The 17,410-nt window shown below is 64.5% G+C and carries 14 protein-coding genes and 1 pseudogene; 5 read left to right on the top strand and 10 right to left on the bottom strand.

The features are described 5' to 3' along the window. Positions 1-27 precede the first annotated feature (27 nt). On the top strand, positions 28-180 hold the full coding sequence (locus CJ028_RS04625; RefSeq protein WP_105034087.1) for a helix-turn-helix domain-containing protein: 153 nt from the start codon (positions 28-30) through the stop codon (positions 178-180). Positions 181-188: 8 nt separating this feature from the next. Here CJ028_RS04625 and CJ028_RS04630 read toward each other — a convergent pair whose 3' ends face one another. The 4 genes from CJ028_RS04630 to CJ028_RS04645 form a co-directional block, all read right to left on the bottom strand. Then, positions 189-467 carry a cupin domain-containing protein gene (locus CJ028_RS04630; RefSeq protein WP_105034088.1) on the bottom strand — a complete coding sequence of 93 codons (279 nt, stop codon included), beginning with the start codon at positions 465-467 and terminating at the stop codon, positions 189-191. A gap of 169 nt (positions 468-636) precedes the next feature. After that, positions 637-861 (bottom strand): hypothetical protein, encoded by a 225-nt coding sequence (locus CJ028_RS04635; protein ID WP_105034089.1) that lies wholly within the window; start codon positions 859-861, stop codon positions 637-639. Position 862: 1 nt separating this feature from the next. Continuing rightward, positions 863-7,471: an Ig-like domain repeat protein gene (locus tag CJ028_RS04640; protein ID WP_105034090.1), complete on the bottom strand. Its 6,609-nt coding sequence runs from the start codon at positions 7,469-7,471 to the stop codon at positions 863-865. 273 nt (positions 7,472-7,744) lie between these two features. Beyond that, entirely contained in the window at positions 7,745-8,023 is a 279-nt protein-coding gene (locus tag CJ028_RS04645; protein ID WP_105034091.1) for a MarR family winged helix-turn-helix transcriptional regulator, read from the bottom strand. Between CJ028_RS04645 and CJ028_RS04650 the strand changes: the two are divergent. From CJ028_RS04650 to CJ028_RS04665, 4 genes and pseudogenes are all read left to right on the top strand, one after another. Then, positions 8,001-8,309: pseudogene (locus CJ028_RS04650) on the top strand (acyl-CoA dehydrogenase family protein); the annotation flags it as partial. The gene CJ028_RS04645 and the pseudogene CJ028_RS04650 overlap by 23 nt on opposite strands. 66 nt (positions 8,310-8,375) lie before the next feature. Then, the gene (locus CJ028_RS04655) at positions 8,376-8,711 is read left to right on the top strand and encodes an NAD-binding protein (protein WP_105034093.1); all 336 of its coding nucleotides are present in this window, start codon (positions 8,376-8,378) and stop codon (positions 8,709-8,711) included. A 9-nt stretch (positions 8,712-8,720) separates the two neighbouring features. Continuing rightward, complete coding sequence (locus tag CJ028_RS04660) at positions 8,721-9,608, top strand: 1,4-dihydroxy-2-naphthoyl-CoA synthase (protein ID WP_092339566.1); 888 nt, start codon at positions 8,721-8,723, stop codon at positions 9,606-9,608. A gap of 475 nt (positions 9,609-10,083) precedes the next feature. After that, the gene (locus tag CJ028_RS04665) at positions 10,084-11,952 is read left to right on the top strand and encodes an FAD-binding monooxygenase (RefSeq protein WP_105034095.1); all 1,869 of its coding nucleotides are present in this window, start codon (positions 10,084-10,086) and stop codon (positions 11,950-11,952) included. 35 nt (positions 11,953-11,987) lie between these two features. Here the strand turns inward: CJ028_RS04665 and arfB are convergent, their stop codons facing one another. The 6 genes from arfB to CJ028_RS04695 form a co-directional block, all read right to left on the bottom strand. After that, on the bottom strand, positions 11,988-12,410 hold the full coding sequence (gene arfB, locus CJ028_RS04670; RefSeq protein WP_105034096.1) for an alternative ribosome rescue aminoacyl-tRNA hydrolase ArfB: 423 nt from the start codon (positions 12,408-12,410) through the stop codon (positions 11,988-11,990). A gap of 162 nt (positions 12,411-12,572) precedes the next feature. Further along, a complete protein-coding gene (gene rbsD / locus CJ028_RS04675) occupies positions 12,573-12,956 on the bottom strand; it encodes a D-ribose pyranase (RefSeq protein WP_105034097.1) in 384 nt (127 codons plus the stop codon). Next, a complete protein-coding gene (locus CJ028_RS04680; protein ID WP_105034098.1) occupies positions 12,953-13,915 on the bottom strand; it encodes a ribokinase in 963 nt (320 codons plus the stop codon). The genes rbsD and CJ028_RS04680 overlap by 4 nt, the downstream gene beginning before the upstream one ends. Beyond that, positions 13,912-14,823: a substrate-binding domain-containing protein gene (locus CJ028_RS04685; RefSeq protein ID WP_240607085.1), complete on the bottom strand. Its 912-nt coding sequence runs from the start codon at positions 14,821-14,823 to the stop codon at positions 13,912-13,914. The genes CJ028_RS04680 and CJ028_RS04685 overlap by 4 nt, the downstream gene beginning before the upstream one ends. Before the next feature lie 89 nt (positions 14,824-14,912). Further along, a complete protein-coding gene (locus tag CJ028_RS04690; RefSeq protein WP_105034100.1) occupies positions 14,913-15,884 on the bottom strand; it encodes an ABC transporter permease in 972 nt (323 codons plus the stop codon). Positions 15,885-15,894: 10 nt separating this feature from the next. Continuing rightward, positions 15,895-17,409 carry a sugar ABC transporter ATP-binding protein gene (locus CJ028_RS04695; RefSeq protein ID WP_105034101.1) on the bottom strand — a complete coding sequence of 505 codons (1,515 nt, stop codon included), beginning with the start codon at positions 17,407-17,409 and terminating at the stop codon, positions 15,895-15,897. Position 17,410: the final 1 nt, after the last annotated feature.

The raw sequence follows: 17,410 nt of genomic DNA on the forward strand, positions 1-17,410 counted from the left end.
GGGTTCCGCCTCGATACTGGTCGGTATGTGCATGACAACACGGTTCGGTACCGACTGCGAAAGTGCGAGGAATCGCTCGGCACGTCGATCAGCAGCGCCGCCACCATCGCCAACCTTTTTCTGGCCTTTCAGGACGATGTCCTGGCCTTGCAGGATCAGATTGACTACCAGGCCGAATAGGTGGGGTTTCAGGCGAGTTTTTCAACCTCGACGAATTCGATGGCCCGCGACCCACGATTCTCGACGGTGTGTTCGGCACCGGATGGCCGCGTGTAGCTCTGCCCGCTACGAATTTCCGCGACGATCTCTGAACCGTCGGCGTTGACGACGTGCATGGTTTCACTGACGAGGGGCACAACCGCATATTCATACTCATGAACGTGCATGGGAATGGCATCTCCGGGTTCAATCGTCCACTTGGTCACGCGAAAAATACCATTGTCGATCTGCGTCTCACCGGTGGCCATGAGTTTCCCTTGCTCTCGGCGTCGAGCAGAAACAGCGTGTTGCCGAGCATCAGGGTGAGGTAGACACGCTGCACACGCCGGGCCGTCGAGTTCACGACCCGCTCCGCATGCCGTGTGTTCTCACAGAGCAATCATCGACCCTGTTCGAGCGGATGGCTACCCGCACGCCTCAGCCCAGAGGCCAGGTCACTGCCGCGGCACCGGCATCGCGCCGGGCCGACGCGAACGCGAGGTGCACGAGGCGACCGGCGACGCGCTCACCGCCGAATTTGAGATCGGGAGCCGCGCATCCGGTTTCGATGACCATCGCACTACGCCCGGTGTCGAGTACGGCCTGACGTTCAACCCCGGCGGCCGGGACCACACCGGGTTCGGCCGCCGCGCTTGCCGGCAAGCTACCTCTCGTGACTGAGCAGCAGGTGAGCGTTGTCCTCTAGGCCCGTGAGCATGCAGCCACCAAGACTTGTTCCCATCGAGGTCCAGGCTTGGCCGGCATCCCGGCCGTAGAGGCTCGTGTTGCTACCGAACAGGTCCACGAGGCCGCGCCCCGAACTGATCACCTGGGCGGCGGTCCCTCCCACGCTTCTGCCGTTGCCGTTGAGATTGTCGGCCAGCTCGTCGAAAGCAGACTCCGTGTTCGAAATCGCGTCATTGACGCCATTAGCGCCCGGTTCGGTCAGTGTGCTGCTCGGAAGCGCCGTCAACGTACCTGTACCCGCTGCTGAGGTATTAATGCATTTACTGAATAGTTCCACCGTGTTCATCACTGCCGTCACCGCATTGTCGACCTTGGTCATCGCATTCAGCATGCCATCGCCACCGCCCGAAATCGCCACGATGGTACCCACGGATTTGAGCGCCGCCGTGACCATCTTGGCAAGCATCATTTTCGCCAGCACGATGCCGGTGGCGACGATGACGGCGGCCGAGACGATGCGCTGAGCCAGACCACTGAGTCCATTGGAGATTTTGTCCCACACGCTCGGGTAGTCGATATCTACTGCCGCGTACCGGTCTGTTTCTGCGATGACCCACGCCGTCACGCCATTCTGCTCATCGACACCGTTCCAGCCGTCGAGTCCCTCATCGTCGTGCACCTCGCCGGTGAACTGCACGACGGTTCCCTTGATATAGCGATTGGCGGCACCACCCGGGCAGTTCGCGGGGGTGTTGCGGGTCGTGCGGTCGCCGACATCCACTGAGACGCAGTTGACGCGGAGATTCAGCGTGGTCGGTGCCGAGATGCCGCGCGCGTCCACCGCCAAAGTAGGCATGACCGACGGCGTGTCAATGATCGAGTTCGCGTAAGCGGCCTCGACGGTGAGCGACGTCGTGACCGTTTTGGCTGGCCGCGTATTCAGGGGCGCGCAGCCTCCGTCATCCACGACAATTCTGGCCGCTTCCGCCGAGCCCAGTGTGCGCACGGTACCGGCGTCATCTCGCATCGTCACGGTGAGGTTGAGTGGAGCACAGTATTCAAGGGCCAGGGTCTGGGTACCGGGCACCGTCGCCGGGTTGGGCAGGTAGGCGCGACCGTCGTTGTTGGCTGCGCTCCGCTCGATGGAGAAGACCGGTTTCAGAGTGGGGATGTCCGAATCCGCCGCCCGCACCTCGACGGTCTGGTACCGGTCGGCTTCGGTGGGCAGCGAGCAGACCGAGGTCAGTCCCGGCGTGAGACGCATTTGGTACGGCGCGCCGAATGGGTTCACTACGGTCGGCGTGGCGCATTCGCGCGACACATAGGTGGCGGTGATGAGCACCTCCCGGTCGGTGCTCGGCAACTGATCCAATGCAACGATCGGGCCCCAGGTGGAGTAATCCATACCCGGACTGCGCACGACGAGATCGGCCACTTCGCCCCCGCCTGCCATTTTTCGGGAGGGAACGGTCGTCGCCCCGTAGCTCGTCGACCACGTGATCGTGGCCCGATCAGTACGCAGAGGCCACCACTCGTATTTGGGCGTTGCCACGAGAACGGAGGTGGACAGCACGGAATACACCGTTTCCACCGTGATGTAGTCGTCGAACTGCTCCGCCGCGACCGTGCGCGGTGGAGCGCATTCCTCGTCGCCACTGCCGCCCTGCAGACTCACTCCGCTATCGGATCGCGTCACGTGCGCCCGCGGACCGATCACGCGCACCATGACGCTGACGCAGTCCTGATGGGAGAACACGGGGCGCACGTGCCTGTCCGACTTTTCACCGATAATGACGGTGGTCCGCGTCGAGCCCGTCGTTTCGGGCTTCTGCGCGAGGGCAGCCGCCGTCAGCTGATCGTCCGTGGGGATTTCGCGAGTGTAGGCGAGGCTGGTGAAGGCGTATTCCGGATCGGGAATACTTTCGATGACAACGGATGTGCCGCGCACGTATCCGGGGCCGCCGACCGGGTCAGTGCAATCTCCCGTCGCCGGTTTGAGGGCGCGGCTGGACTCCGGGCGATTTGCCGACAGGATGGAAGCGCTGCCTCCGGCGCTCTGGTGCAGTCGAAACGGCACGCACCCCGCAACGGCGAACGTGGCGGAGACTGTGTGGTCAGCATCCATTGTGACGGTGCCGAATTCAGGATTGGTTTCGGCGCGGATAACACCATCGAAGGTCTCGATGGCATAGGGCTGACTGGTCGTTCGCTCGTAGGCGGGTTCGGCGCGTATCTCCACAATCGTGCCAGTGGCGTAACGGGGTGTGCCAGCATCGAATTCGACCAGATCGGCGTCCGTCGCAGTATCCGGGCTTGAGCAGTTCGGCTTGGTATAGACCAGCAAATTGCCCTTGAGGTCATCTCGGGTCAAGGGTCCGGTGGCGATTTCTGCGTTGGGCGACACCGTGAGGGTGAAACACCGGGGTGCGTAATCGGTGGTGTACGAATAATAACCCGACTGGGTCACGATCGTCGAGGCTGACAAATCACCGATTTTTTCGGTGACAGCATCAATACCGTTCACCTGCCAACGGCCGAAAACATAGTGGGTCGGGAGAGGTTGGGCGGTGAGTTTCACCGTGCTCCCGGCAATCACGCCCAGCTGGCCCTGAGTGTGGCAGGGCTCTGCTCCGTCGAGGTCAATCTCCGTAGACGCGTCCCAGTACCGCAGGACGACACAGGTCCGGGGGACGGCGAAGCCGGTGATCAGCTGATCGGGCGCGTCGTCGAAAGAGTCGAACATGACCGAGTACGGCTGTCCCGTCGCGGAGGCGATCACTGCGTCCGGTGCGACCGCGAAGGAACAGCTGCCGCTCAGGGCGATTCCGCTGCACGTGGCATCACCGGCCACCACGGTGACTAATCCGACGGCCGGTCGGCCGGAGGTGGTGGTGGTCCAGGTCGCGGTCACGGACTCGCCGACGATCCACTGGTCGGGGGCGACACTGAAGGTGGCCTCGAGTACGGTGGTGCGCTCCTGCGCGGAGAACACGGTGGACGAGCCCGTGGGCGAGTTCGAGGTGTCGCCCAGATAGCTGGCAGAGAGGATGTTCGTGCCCCCGCGTACCGCGTCACCGGGAAAGACACAACCGCTTTCGACCGGCGCTTCACACGTGGCATAGGACGGTTTGAGCAGCAACCTCACCGTTCCGGTCGGGTTCGGTCCGCCCTCCTCGACGGCGGTCACGATGGGTGTCACCTCCAGCGGCTCACCGCCGACTGCACCGGAGATCGGCGGCACCGTCAACACTGTGGCGCTCGTGCCGATGAAGATACTGCCGCGGTAGTCGATCGCGCTGACATCAGCACCGTTGCCCGCGCTGGTCACCGTGAGAGGTTGATACCCGGAAGTGGGCCTGGCAAAAGTCGCGGTGCCGTCGAAAAACACCACCGTCCCGAGCCAGCCGCGATCAATCTCGGTGTCCCGGCGCGTGAGCGTGACCGTTTTCTCCGTGCCGTCGAAGGTAGCAACGACCGTCACGGCTCGTGTGGAATCAAGCGGCGACCCCCAGACGGTGGCGGTGAGATCGATGCTGACGTCGCCGCCGATGGTGTCGGACGACACGGCAAATGTCGTGGCGTTTCCGTTCACCACTGCGGGAAGTTCCGCCAGAACACTGGTCGCAATCCCACCGAACGGGCCATACGGCACCGAGGCGGTCAGGCCGGTGGTACCCGATCGGGTGAGCTCTATATTGACCCAACCACGTGGCTCGGAGCCGGTGAGGGTCACCGTGCCGACCTGGACGCCCAGGTCATCTCGAATTACCGCCACCGTGCCCGACGGAACGTCAACGTACCGCCCGGCCGAGAGCGCCTGCACGTTCACGCCGACGGTGCGGCGGCTCGCGCTCCAGACCGTGGACGAGTCGATGCTCACCTGCACGTCGGGCGCAAACGGTGCCGGTACGACAATGGTCTGCGGCGTGGACGATACCGACGTCACAGCACTGGCCGCGGTGAAGACCACTTCCGCCGTGAGCGTTACCGACCCGACAGGTGCGAGCACTGCGCGGAGATACCCGATGCCGGTTGACGAGCTGTAGGTGGCCGTTCCGACCACGGTGCGATTCTGGTCGGAATCGGTCGCGTAGATGGTGACGCCCTGCACGAGCCCGAGCGCGACATCCGCTACCTGAATCAGGTACTGGGTCGACTCAGAATAGTAGGTGGGAGTCTGCGCGGTCAGGGTGACGACGGGCGGCGTCACGACGACGACGGGAAGTGCATCGGCGCGGGGAGAATAGTTGCTGTCGCCCGAGTAGGAGACTGAATATTGGTGGGTTCCCACACCGACGGGCACGATCAGGGTAATCGCCCCCGCACTCAGCTCGAACTGCGTTTGGGGCTCGCCCCAACCCCTCGTGGTCGCTACCGCTTGGCCGGCGGCGTCCAGGATCGTGACCGTTCCGGTCGGTGGGGCGAAGTCGCCAGATGACGGGTAGGCAACGCTCAAGCGCGTGTCAGTGAGGTTCAGTTTTCCGTTCCACGAAGCTGTGGGAGCACCGGTCACGGCCCCACCGGGGTTCACCGTGAGCGTCGCTGATGACCCGGAGTACGCTTTCCGCGTGTAGTTCGGGAGGTACTCCGCCGAGAAGGTGATGCTCTGGCGATTCGTCGGGGTGAACGTGATGCTTGCTACGCCCTGATCATTCACGGCCACGGGGTCGAGGTTCTGGTAAGGAATAGTGAAGCGCACGGTGCCGTCACCCGGCGTGGACGACGAGGCCGGTGAGGCGACCGTTGCGGTGATTGTCATCGGCTCGCCGACTTTGCCCTGGGTGACCGCGCCGGAAGGGTCGGTCGCCGAAAGGGCGAGAGCGGTCGTCGCAGAAGAGACCGTCTTGGTGAAATAGTCACCAACGTAGCCGGTCCGCGCGTGATCAGTTTCCCGAACACGCAGGGTGTAGGTGGGTGTTCCACCGGGTAGAAGGCCCGTGAGGTCAACGAGCACATCGCCCCTCCCGTCGACAATGGTGAAGGGCACGCTCGAGATCAGGGTCTCCAGGTTATTGCTGACGAGGAAGGTATCCATGACCCGCGGTTCGTCGTAGGCCGCCCAGATGGTGAGGGCGTGGGTGTGAGTGTCACCCCAGGTCAATTCATCGTCGCCGAAAACGAAGCCCGTCACGTTTGTCCAGGCTTTGCCCAGGGTAATGTCAATGAACGATTCAGACGGCGCGAAGCCATCCTGGCCGGGGTATTCAATGCGCAGCTGCACATCACCAGGCGTCATGCCGGTCGTATTGAGCGACCAGAACGCGCCATACGCCGACTGTTCGATGTTGCCGAGCAGCTGTTCACCGGCCCAGACATTCACTCGCCCCGGCACGACGGTGCCCTGCGGCGCATTGGGCGCCGTAACCTGCACAACAATGTCCAGAAAGCCACCCAGCTCCGCGGGCAGGTTGTAGAGGGTGGCCGTGACAACGGTCGCTTCGGTACCGGCGGACTGCATACTGGCATCGGACACCGCCACCCGCTGGGCTGCCGTCGACTCAGGCGCGACCGGTTGCGGCGTTTCACCGGTACTGGATGTGCCGGGTGCTGCCTCGCCGACGGCGTAGGCGGGCATCGGGGCGATGGTGATGACCAGGGCCGTGATCGCGACCATGGCCACTCGACCGATCGCCGGTTTCGTACCGCGCGACATCAGTGCACCAACCGAGCGGATGCTCAGGCGCGGGCGCGCGCGCGGCAGCCGGGAGGTGGCATCCGTTGTGAAGATTGCGACGGTAGCCCCGACGACGACCTGCACGACCAGCACAGCACCGATGAGCACGGCGAGCGAGGCCAGGAACGGGCCGTTTCCGTTCAAGCCATTCGTGGGATCGAGAGCCACTGCCCCATACACGCCGCCGAGGCTGGCGCCGGCTGTGACGACCCCGCCCACGATGGTAATGGCCAGCAGCTGTAGGGTGCGCATGCGCGCCCACGCCAACGCGAACAGCTGGCGGAACGAAGTCGGTGCCGCGAGACTCGCGGGAAGCACGGCCACGAGCAACGCCAGCGACACCAGCGCAGGCACAAGCGGTATCGCCCAGACCAGAGCTCGACGCGACTTCGCTGGCACTCGCCGCCACAAGCTCTTCACTCCGGACCGCACCGGCGCGACCGATGCGCCCCGTTCCGCGCGCACGAAGACCACCACGGCGATGACCAACATGCCCAGGGTGATAATCGGCCAGAAGGCAGTGGCAGCGATGAACGTGGCGCAGAGCGCGACGATTGCACCGACGAGACGGGGGAATGCCCGAATCGCCCGCGCCCAGGAGAGTCGCAGCAGGCGCGGGCTATCGGCATGCGCCCCCACCTGCACGAAACTCGCCAGCAACACTCCGAACAGCAACAGGATGCCGGCGGTTCCATAGAGAACGACGGTGCTGCTCACGCCGAGCAGAACGGCGCCGACCGCAGTTGCAGAGAGAGCCGGAGTCGCCAGGCTCACCAGGAGGAACATGCCCACAGCGATGACCGGCATGATCGCAACGACGACCGCGGCAGTGAAGAGCGATCGCGCGAGCGTCGACGGCCGCAAGCTGATGCGCAGGCGATCCTTGGTGCCGAAAAAGAGTGTGGCAAGCATGGGTGTTGAACCTAACGTCGGGCACCTCTGTTGCCCTGCATCAGGCTTGTACGGTGCTGGGTACAACTCGTTCAACCCAGCTGGTTATTCGCGATTCCCCGAGTAATACCGTACTAACACTCGCGGTCGACGTCCCGCCCCCGTTCGAGTCCGCGCCACCCCCAAGTCGGGCACCGTCGACTGCTGCCCCCGGTAGGCGTCCGGGCCGTTCTCGGCGGCGATCGCGTCTATTTACTCGCCAACATGCTTGTTCAAACGGGCAGGCTGACAAGGTCAGTCCCGCCCGTGACCGCCCACGTCGGGGTCCACGAAATCACCGGCGTCACGGCGAAAGCCGGTCAGCACGCTGATCAGATTCTGAGCCTCGCCGGAACCCAGCCCCGGCTGCGTGAACACCCGCGCGTTGAGCGCGTCAGTGGCGGCGAGCACGCCGGTCTGGCCCAGCGGCGTGAGCTCGATCAGCGTGGCCCGTCCATCGGTGGGGTGAGCCACTCGGCGCACGAGTCCCGCCGTTTCGAGCCGGTCGACCCTGCTGTTCGAACTCGCCGACATGGACACCGAGCTCGAAACGGCCCGCACCATGATCTGGCGGGCAGCGGACGCCCTCGACCGCGGTGCGCCCGACCGGGTGAAGCTGTGCGCCATGGCCAAGCGCGTCGCCACGGACACCGGGTTCTCGGTGGCCAACCGCGCCATCCAGCTGCACGGCGGCTACGGCTACCTGAGCGAATACGGTATCGAGAAAGTCGTGCGCGACCTGCGCGTGCACCAGATCCTGGAGGGCAGCAACGAGATCATGCACCTCATCGTCGGGCGTTCCTTGGCGGATGGCTCGTGACCGCCACGTTCTGGCGCACTGTTTGAGCACAGTTCTTACCACCACACCCTGCAGGAGGAAAAACAGATGAGCAACCGAATCGCTTTCATCGGCCTGGGCCACATGGGCGGCCCGATGGCCGCCAACCTGGTCACAGCCGGACACACCGTCATCGGCTACGACCTGGTGCCCGGACCGGTGCCGACCAGCCCGGCCAACCACAACTACCAGCCTGGCTTTGCCGGAGCGTTGATGGCGAAGGACCTCGGCCTGGCCGTGAACGCCCTCGAAGCCACCGGGGTCGCCGCCGAACTCGCACCGCTCGCCGCTCAGATCTATCGCCGCTACGCCGACGCGGATGGCGGCGGCCGGGACTTCTCCGGCATCATCACCGAGATCCGTGCGAACTCCAAGCACACCTAAGCTGAAATCATGACTCAGGTTTCCGAAATTTTCGATCCGTCCCTGTGGAAGCCCGTCGACGGCTTCTCCGCGCTGGCCGACATCACCTACCACCACGACAACGCCGGCCGGGTCGCCCGCGTCGCCTTCAACCGGCCGGAGGTGCGGAACGCCTTCCGCCCGCAGTCGGTCGACGAGCTCTACCGGGTGCTCGATGACGCCATGCAGAACACCAAAATCGGCGTCGTGCTCCTCACCGGCAACGGACCGAGCCCCAAAGACGGTGGCTGGGCATTCTGCTCGGGTGGCGATCAGAGAATCCGCGGCCGCGACGGCTACCAGTACCGCGACGGAACCGTGAGCACCGGTCGGTTACACATTCTCGAGGTGCAGCGTCTCATCCGCTTCATGCCGAAGGTCGTCATTGCGGTCATTCCGGGCTGGGCGGCCGGCGGCGGCCACTCGCTGCACTCGGTCTGCGACCTGTCGATCGCCAGCAAGGAACACGGCATGTTCAAGCAAACGGATGCCGACGTCGGGTCGTTCGACGGCGGTTACGGCAGCGCCTACTTCGCCCAGCACGTGGGGCAGAAGTTCGCCAGGGAAGTGTTCTTTCTGGCCCGACCGTACGACGCGCAGCGCGCCTACGAGATGGGCGCTGTCAACGCGGTGGTTCCGCATGCAGAACTGGAGACGACCGCGCTGGACTGGGCGAACACCATCCTCACAAAGTCACCGACCGCGATCCGCATGCTCAAGTACTCCTTCAACGCCATCGATGACGGACTGGTCGGCCAACAACTCTTCGCCGGTGAGGCCACCCGCCTCGCCTACGGCACCGACGAAGCCGTCGAAGGCAAGGAGGCGTTCCTCGAACACCGCGAACCCGACTGGTCCCCCTTTCCTTGGCAGTTCTAGCCGGCACAACAGGCGAGACCAGTGCGACGAATCCCCTCGCGAACTACCTCGATTCGCTCGACGCCGTGAGCGCCTACCCCGACCACAAAGCGCTACCGGGCCACGGCTATCGTTTTTCGGGACTCGCCAAACCTGCCAGTAAAACGGGCAGGCACCACCTCAAGCGCTCCCGCGATTCGGGGATCGGGGGCACTGCCGTCGTGCAGGGTCGAGTCTCGAAAGTGATCCGCCGCGCTCAGCACGCTGTAGAACCAGCGGAATGGGTAGACGAACCGAGTCGCCCAGGGCGCCAACGGCTCGCCGGTCGTCAGCCGGTGCAACTGTCAGCACGCTACCCGCACTTCTCGCATTGCGAAGCCGCTCAGAACGTATATGATTAGGAAGCGATAATAGAACATGACGTTCTATTATCGAACAGCGTGATCACACTCGTCAGACCACACTCGTTTTAACCACACAGAGAAGTGAGGAAGCCGTGCAGTTTCACCACCACGGATACGTGTCCACCGATCCCCGCACCCAGGATGCGGCCGGAGTCGGCATCGATCGCCCCGACGAGCTCCCCGACAACGTCGACGTTCTCATCGTGGGAACGGGCCCAGCCGGCATGATCACCGCCGCCCAGCTCTCCCAGTTTCCGGGCATCACCACCCGCATCGTGGAGCGCCGTGGCGGTCGTCTTCCGATCGGACAGGCCGACGGAATCCAGGCCCGCAGCGTCGAAACCTTTCAGGCCTTCGGTTTCGCGGAGCGCATCATCGCCGAGGCCTACCGCATCACCGAGATGGCGTTCTGGAAGCCAGACCCCAGCAATCCCGCCAATATCATTCGCACGGCCCGCGCCATCGATGACCCCACCGGTATTAGCGAGTTTCCGCACCTCATCGTCAACCAGGCGCGCGTGCTGGATTACTTTGCCGAGGTAATGGCCAATTCGCCCACCCGAATGGTGCCGGACTTTGGTTTCGAAATGCTCAGCCTGACCAACACCAACGAGGGCGACTACCCCGTCACCGTGACATTGCGACACACCAGCGGGGAGTTGACCGGCCAGGAGCGCATCGTGCACGCCAAGTACGTGGTCGGCGCTGACGGTGCCCGCAGCGCCGTGCGCGATTCCATCGGCTGCACGCTGGCCGGCGACGCCGCCTTCCACGCCTGGGGCGTCATGGACGTGCTGGCCGTCACCGACTTCCCTGACATCCGCACCAAGTGCGCTATCCAGGGAGCCAGCGGAAGTATTCTGCACATTCCGCGCGAGGGCGGCTACCTGTTCCGCATGTATGTCGACCTCGGCGAAGTGGCCGCCGACGACAACGGCGCCGTGCGCACGACAACGATCGACGAGATCATCGTCAAAGCGAACGAGATTCTGCACCCGTACACACTCGACGTGAAAAATGTGGCCTGGCACAGCGTCTACGAGGTCGCCCACCGCCTCACCGACCGCTTCGACGACCTACTGCCGGAGGAAATCGGCCTCCGCTCGCCGCGGGTCTTCATCACCGGTGACGCCTGCCACACGCACAGCGCCAAAGCTGGCCAGGGCATGAACGTCTCGATGCAGGACGGCTTCAACCTCGGCTGGAAGCTCGCCTACGTGCTCGAAGGTCGCAGCCCCGAAAGCCTGCTCAGTACCTATTCCGCCGAACGCCAGGTCATCGCGAAGAACCTGATCGACTTCGACAAGGAGTGGTCTTCGCTGATGGCCGCGAAACCCGAGGACCTGAAGGTGCCGCTTGAGGACTTCTACACTCAGACGGCGGAATTCCCCTCCGGCTTCATGACGCAGTACCCGCCGTCGATGCTGATCGGCGAAGCCACCCACCAGGCGCTCGCCGCCGGGTTCCCCATCGGTAAACGCTTCAAATCTGCCCCGGTCGTGCGCGTCGGCGACGCCAACCCGGTGCAGCTGGGTCACCACCACCGTGCCGACGGCCGCTGGCGCGTGTACGCGTTTGCCGACGCCTCCGCTGAAGCACTGACCACATGGGCCGAGTGGATGCGCACCTCCCCCGATTCGCCGCTGCTCGCCCACACTCCGGCCGGCACCGACATTGACAGTGTCTTCGACGTCAAGGTGATCTTCCAGCAGGCGCACACCGAGGTGGACCTCGGCCAGGTCGACCCGGCGTTCCTGCCGAAGACCGGCCCATTCGGGCTGATCGACTACGAGAAGGTCTACGCCGCCGACCCCGCGCACGACATCTTCGAACAACGCGGTCTCGACCGCGACGGCGTCGTGGTGATCGTGCGCCCCGACCAGTACGTCGCCCACGTGCTGCCGCTGACGGCGACCGCGGATTTGGCCGCGTACTTTCGGCAGATGTTGCTCGTGCAGTAGCGGTCGCTGTGAGCGGATGCCGGTGGGTCGCTGGCCTACTCGGCCGCCGGCCGCTGGCGGTTCTGCTTCGTGGCGGAGCGCTGCTGTTTGACGGCGAGGTGCCGCCGCGCCGAACCCCGCGTGGGTTTGGTCGCGCGGCGCGCGGCCGGTTCCGCCGCCAGGCCGACGGTCACCAGGTCGGCGAGCTTGCGCAGGGCGATCTCACGATTGCGCAGCTGGGAGCGCTGCTCGCTGGCGGCGATGGTGACCACGCCGGAAACGAGGCGGTGCCCGAGGCGGGTGAGCAGCAGCATCCGCTCGTCGTCGGAGAGCACGCTCGACTCGGCGATATTCCAGGACAGTTCGACCCGGCTGTCGGAGGTATTCACGTGCTGCCCGCCGGGGCCCGACGACCGGGAGAAGCGCCAGCCGAGTTCGCGCTCGGGAATGGTCAGCACCGCCGACACCTCAAGATCCATGCCCCTAGCGTTGCACACCCCACGATCCCCCGCGCACGATAAATATCACAACCCTTCGCTGCGGCTCTGGGACCAGGGCGAGCTCAGAACAGCAGCCAGACCATCGTCTGCAGCAGCCCGAGAATGTGCCATTCGAATCCGCGACGAAATAGATGGCCGCTGTCAGAACGAGACTCCGCAGACCAGCGCCGCATTGGCGAACGGCGTTGCCTCCCCCGTGCGAATGAACAGCTTCGCGGTGGCCGAGAACGCCTTCAAGTCCGCGTGGCTGATGTACTCGATTTCGTTGAATCGTTCGGCCAGCCAGGCTCCAGCGGGGGCGGTTTTGGCTTCCTCCGCCGCGACGCATCCCTGGAACACCATCTCATCGAGCAGCGCGTCGAGAACTTGTTCGAACCTCGGGATACCGTGCACTACAGCGAGGTCGATGACGGGAACCCCGCGCGGGATCGGCAGGCCACAATCCGCAAGCAGAACGACATCCGTGTGACCGAGCCGGGCCAGGGCCCCCGACAGCTCAGCGTTCAGGATGCCGCGCTTTTTCATGCGTTCACCGCCGGCAGCACGTCCACCAGAGTCGGGTACGAAGTCTGAGTCCCGCGGCTCTGCACCGCGAAGGCCCCGACCCGCACGGCCAGGCGAACGGACTCAGGCAGGCTCAACCCGGCCGCCAGCTGCGCGCTCAGCGCTCCCACGAATGCATCGCCAGCCCCCGCACTGTCCACGGCCACGACCGTCGGTGATGCCACGGTGGTCGTGCCATCCCGGTCGGCGCAGATGGCCCCCTTGGCGCCGCGCGTCAGCACAACGGATGCGACGCCCGACTCCAGCAGCCGGCTCACCAGCTCGGCATCCTCGGATGGGACAACGCGGTGCGGTTCGAGTTGCGCGAGCACGAGGGCAGCCTCGTGCTCGTTGACGACGAGCGGGTTGGCGCGCCGGATCGTGCCGGCATCCAGTTCGATCACTGGGGCCAGGTTCAGCACCACGCGTCCCGTTGCCAGGCGCGCCGCCTGGGTGATTCCGTCGGGCGGGATCTCACCCTGGAGAATTACCACGGCAGCAGCAGCGATGATGCCCGCGCTGGCCTGAACGGCCTCGGCACCCATCAGAGCGTTGGCACCGGGGATGACCACAATCGTGTTTTCGCCGTCATCATCCACGCTGACCAGGGCCAGCCCGGTGGGTTCATCGACCGTTCGCACGGCCGACTGGTCGACACCAGCGTCGGTCAGGATCGCGGTGGCGACGCCGGCCTGCGAATCCCGACCGACCGCGCCAACCAGGCGCACGCTGGCGCCGAGCTGGGCCGCGGCCACGGCCTGGTTGGCCCCCTTGCCGCCGGGTAAGTACTCCATTGACGTTCCAATGAGAGTCTCGCCCGGCTTCGGGTGGCGCTGAACGCGGATCAGCTGATCGACGTTGATGGAGCCAACGACGACGACCAAGCCGGGAGCGGCAGTACTGGCGGGTGGGGTGAGGGCACTACTGGCAAGGTGACTCACTTGGCGAAGTCGCCGACATTCGTCTTGGTGACGGAGACGACCTCGACCGGAACGGTCTTCGCGATCGTCTCGCCCTTGATGGCCTTGATGGCGAATTCGATGGCGAGCTTGCCGAGTTCGGCCGGCTGCTGGGCGATGGTGGCGACCAGGGTGCCAGCCTCGATGGCAGCAAGTCCGTCGGCCGTGCCGTCGAAGCCGACGACGACGACCTCGGAGCCGGCCCGTGCTCCCAACGCCTGGATAGCGCCGAGGGCCATCTCATCATTCTCGGCGAAAATACCGGTGACGCCCGGGTTGGCCTGCAGCAGGTTGGTCGTGACGTCGAGCGCGGCGGCGCGGTCGAAGTTGGCCGTCTGCGTGGCGACCACGGTGATGTCGGGGTATGCCTGCATGCCCTCGTCGAAGCCAGCGCCGCGCTCCCGACTAGCCGACGTTCCAGCTACGCCCTGCAGGTGGATAACGGTGCCCGTTTCGCCCATGGCTTTGGCCAGCTCATCGGCTGCCTGACGGCCGCCGGCCACGTTATCGCTCGCGACGAGTGATGCCAGGTCGACGTCGGTAACGGTGCGGTCGACTCCGATGACCGGGATTCCGGACGTGATCAAGGCATCCACTGCCGAGACGGCGGCATCCGAGTCCACCGGATTCACAATAACGGCCTTGGCACCACTCGAGGCGGCCGTCGCGAGCTGGTTAGCCTGCGTGGCCGAGTCGTTCTGGGCGTCAACGATACTCAGCTGCACTCCGGCTTCCTTGGCTGCAGCCTCTGCTCCGTCGCGCAATTCCACGAAGAACGGGTTGTTCAGGGTGGAAATGGCCATCACGATTTTGTCGCCGGAGGCCTCAGCGCCGCCGCCACGCCCACAGGCAGTGGTTCCGACCAGGATCAAGGCGGCTGTTGCGGTCACTGCCGCAATTTTGAGGAACGAGGATGACTTCATTGGTTTTCCTTTGGATGAGGCGGATGGAGGGGAAATTTTGCTGAAAAGCCGGTGAGTCAGCTATTGCGAGTCTTGCGGCGAAGCACGTCGATACCCACAGCGAGAGCGATCACGAGACCGATCACGACCTGTTGCCAGAACGAGGTGACATTGAGCAGGTTCAGGCCATTGCGAATAACGACCAGAACCAGGGCGCCCACGAGGGTGCCCGAAATGCGCCCGAGCCCACCGGAGAGCGAGGCACCACCGATAACGACGGCCGCGATAGCGTCGAGTTCATACCCGGCGGCAGCCTGAGGCTGCGCGGAATCGAGGCGGCCGGCGAGCAGCAGCCCGGCGAGGGCAGCGAAGAGTCCGGCCAGAGCAAACACGGTGACGAGGATGCGTTTGACCGGCAGACCCGAGAGCCGGGCAGCTTCTGCGTTACCGCCGACGGCATACATCGAACGGCCGATCACGGTGCGGTTGAGCAAAAAGGACGCGGCCAGGGCAGCGATCACGAGAATGACGATCGGCATCGGCACCGGTCCCAGGTTTCCGCCGAGAAAGGAGACCTCCGGCGCGGTCTTGATCGGCCGGCCGTCGGAGATGACCAGGGTCAGTCCGCGGGCAACGCTGAGCATGGCGAGGGTCGCGATGAAGGATGGCAGCTTTCCGTAGGCGTTCGCCAAACCGTTGATCACTCCGGCGAGTGCTCCGACTACCAGACCGCCCACGAGGGCGAGCCAACCGGGGAGACCAGCACTGGCGAACATCCACCCGGAGGACATGGCCGATAAGGCCGCCACGCTGCCGACGGACAGGTCGATCCCGCCAGCGACGATGACAAAGGTCATCCCGAAGGCCAGTACGGCCACGGTGGATACCTGGATACCGATGTTGAGAAGGTTCGGCCCGGTCAGAAAGTCCGGGGTTGCGATGAACAGGGCGAGGCAGAGAACAACCAGGCCGACCAGGGCGCCGTTGTTGGCGAGAAACTTCTTGTAGTCGACGCCGCGGCGCGGCGTCGGCAGGGTGGTGGTGGACATGATGACTTCCCTATCTCTGTTCGTGCGTCTCGTCGACATCGCGGGCGGCGAGTGTCATGACTGCGTCTTGGGTGGCCTCGGCGGCGCTGAGCTCGCCGGCGAGGCGGCCGTCACGCATCACCAGGATGCGGTCACTCATGCCGAGAATCTCGGGCAGCTCGCTAGAGACCATGAGAATCGCTCCCCCGGCCGCCGTGATCGTGTTCATCAATTCATAGATCTCGACCTTGGCTCCTACGTCCACACCGCGCGTTGGCTCGTCGAGCAGCAAGATCGTGGAGGCGGCGATGATCCAGCGGCCGAAGACGGCCTTTTGCTGGTTCCCACCGGAGAGTGCGCCGATCGGTTGATCGATGGTGTGCATGCGGATGCGCAGTCTCTTCGCGACCGCGGTTGCCCGGCTGCGCTGGCCGGCAAAGTCGACCAGTCCAAGCTTCGCAGTGGACGCAAGGGTGGCGTAGCCGAGATTGTTATTAACGGATGCGTCGAGCACCAGCCCCTGTCCCTTGCGGTCCTCCGGCACATGCCCGATACCCGCGGCGATGGCGGCCGTGATGTTGCCCCTCGGCAAAATTTGGCCGCGCACGGCGACCGTGCCGGAGGTGTACCGGTCGGCGCCGGCGATGGCCCGGATAAGTTCGGTGCGTCCGGCGCCGACCAGGCCAGCGATGCCGAGCACCTCGCCCGCCTTGACGGTGAAGCTGATGTCGCTGAACAGGCCGGTCGAGGTGAGATTCTCCACGGTGAGCACCTCGGCGGCCTGACTCAGGTTTTCGGATACCCGGGGAAACTGGTCCTCAATACCGCGGCCGACCATCAGCTTCACGAGCTCGTCTTCGGATGTTGAGGCCGGAACCTCTCCGATGAATTCGCCATCGCGCAGCACTGTGACGGTGTCTCCGACCTCGGCGATCTCGTCGAGGTGGTGGCTAATAAACAGCATGCCGACGCCCCGCTGGCGCAGGTCGGCCATGACGGCGAACAGATTTTCGGTTTCATGGCGCGTCAGCGCCGCGGTCGGCTCGTCGAGGATCAAAATGCGTGCGTTGATGCTCAGCGCCTTGGCGATCTCGACCAGCTGCTGCCGGGCAATGCCGAGGTCTCCGACCAGGACGTCGACATCAATATCCAACCCGATCAGGGCCAGAGCGGCACGGGCCTGCTGGCGGAGGGCGCGACGGTCTACGAGACCGTGCCTGGTCGGCATCCGCCCGAGCATGACGTTTTCGGCAACGCTCATGGTAGGAACGAGGTTCAGTTCCTGGTGGATCGTGGCAATGCCCACCGCCTCGGCCGCTCGGGTGTTCGGCAGGGTGACCGTTTTGCCATCAACGACGATGTGGCCGGAGTCCGGCTGGTAGACACCCGCCATCATCTTGATCAGCGTGGACTTTCCGGCACCGTTCTCCCCGAGCAACACCTGAACCTGGCCGGGGTAGACACTGACCGTGACATCGTTAATGACCGTGACCGGCCCAAAAACCTTCCCCACATTCTGCAGGGTCAGCAGTGGTTGTTGAGTCATG

The sequence above is a fragment of the Cryobacterium aureum genome, from assembly GCF_002954245.1.
Classification (GTDB): Bacteria; Actinomycetota; Actinomycetes; order Actinomycetales; family Microbacteriaceae; genus Cryobacterium; species Cryobacterium aureum.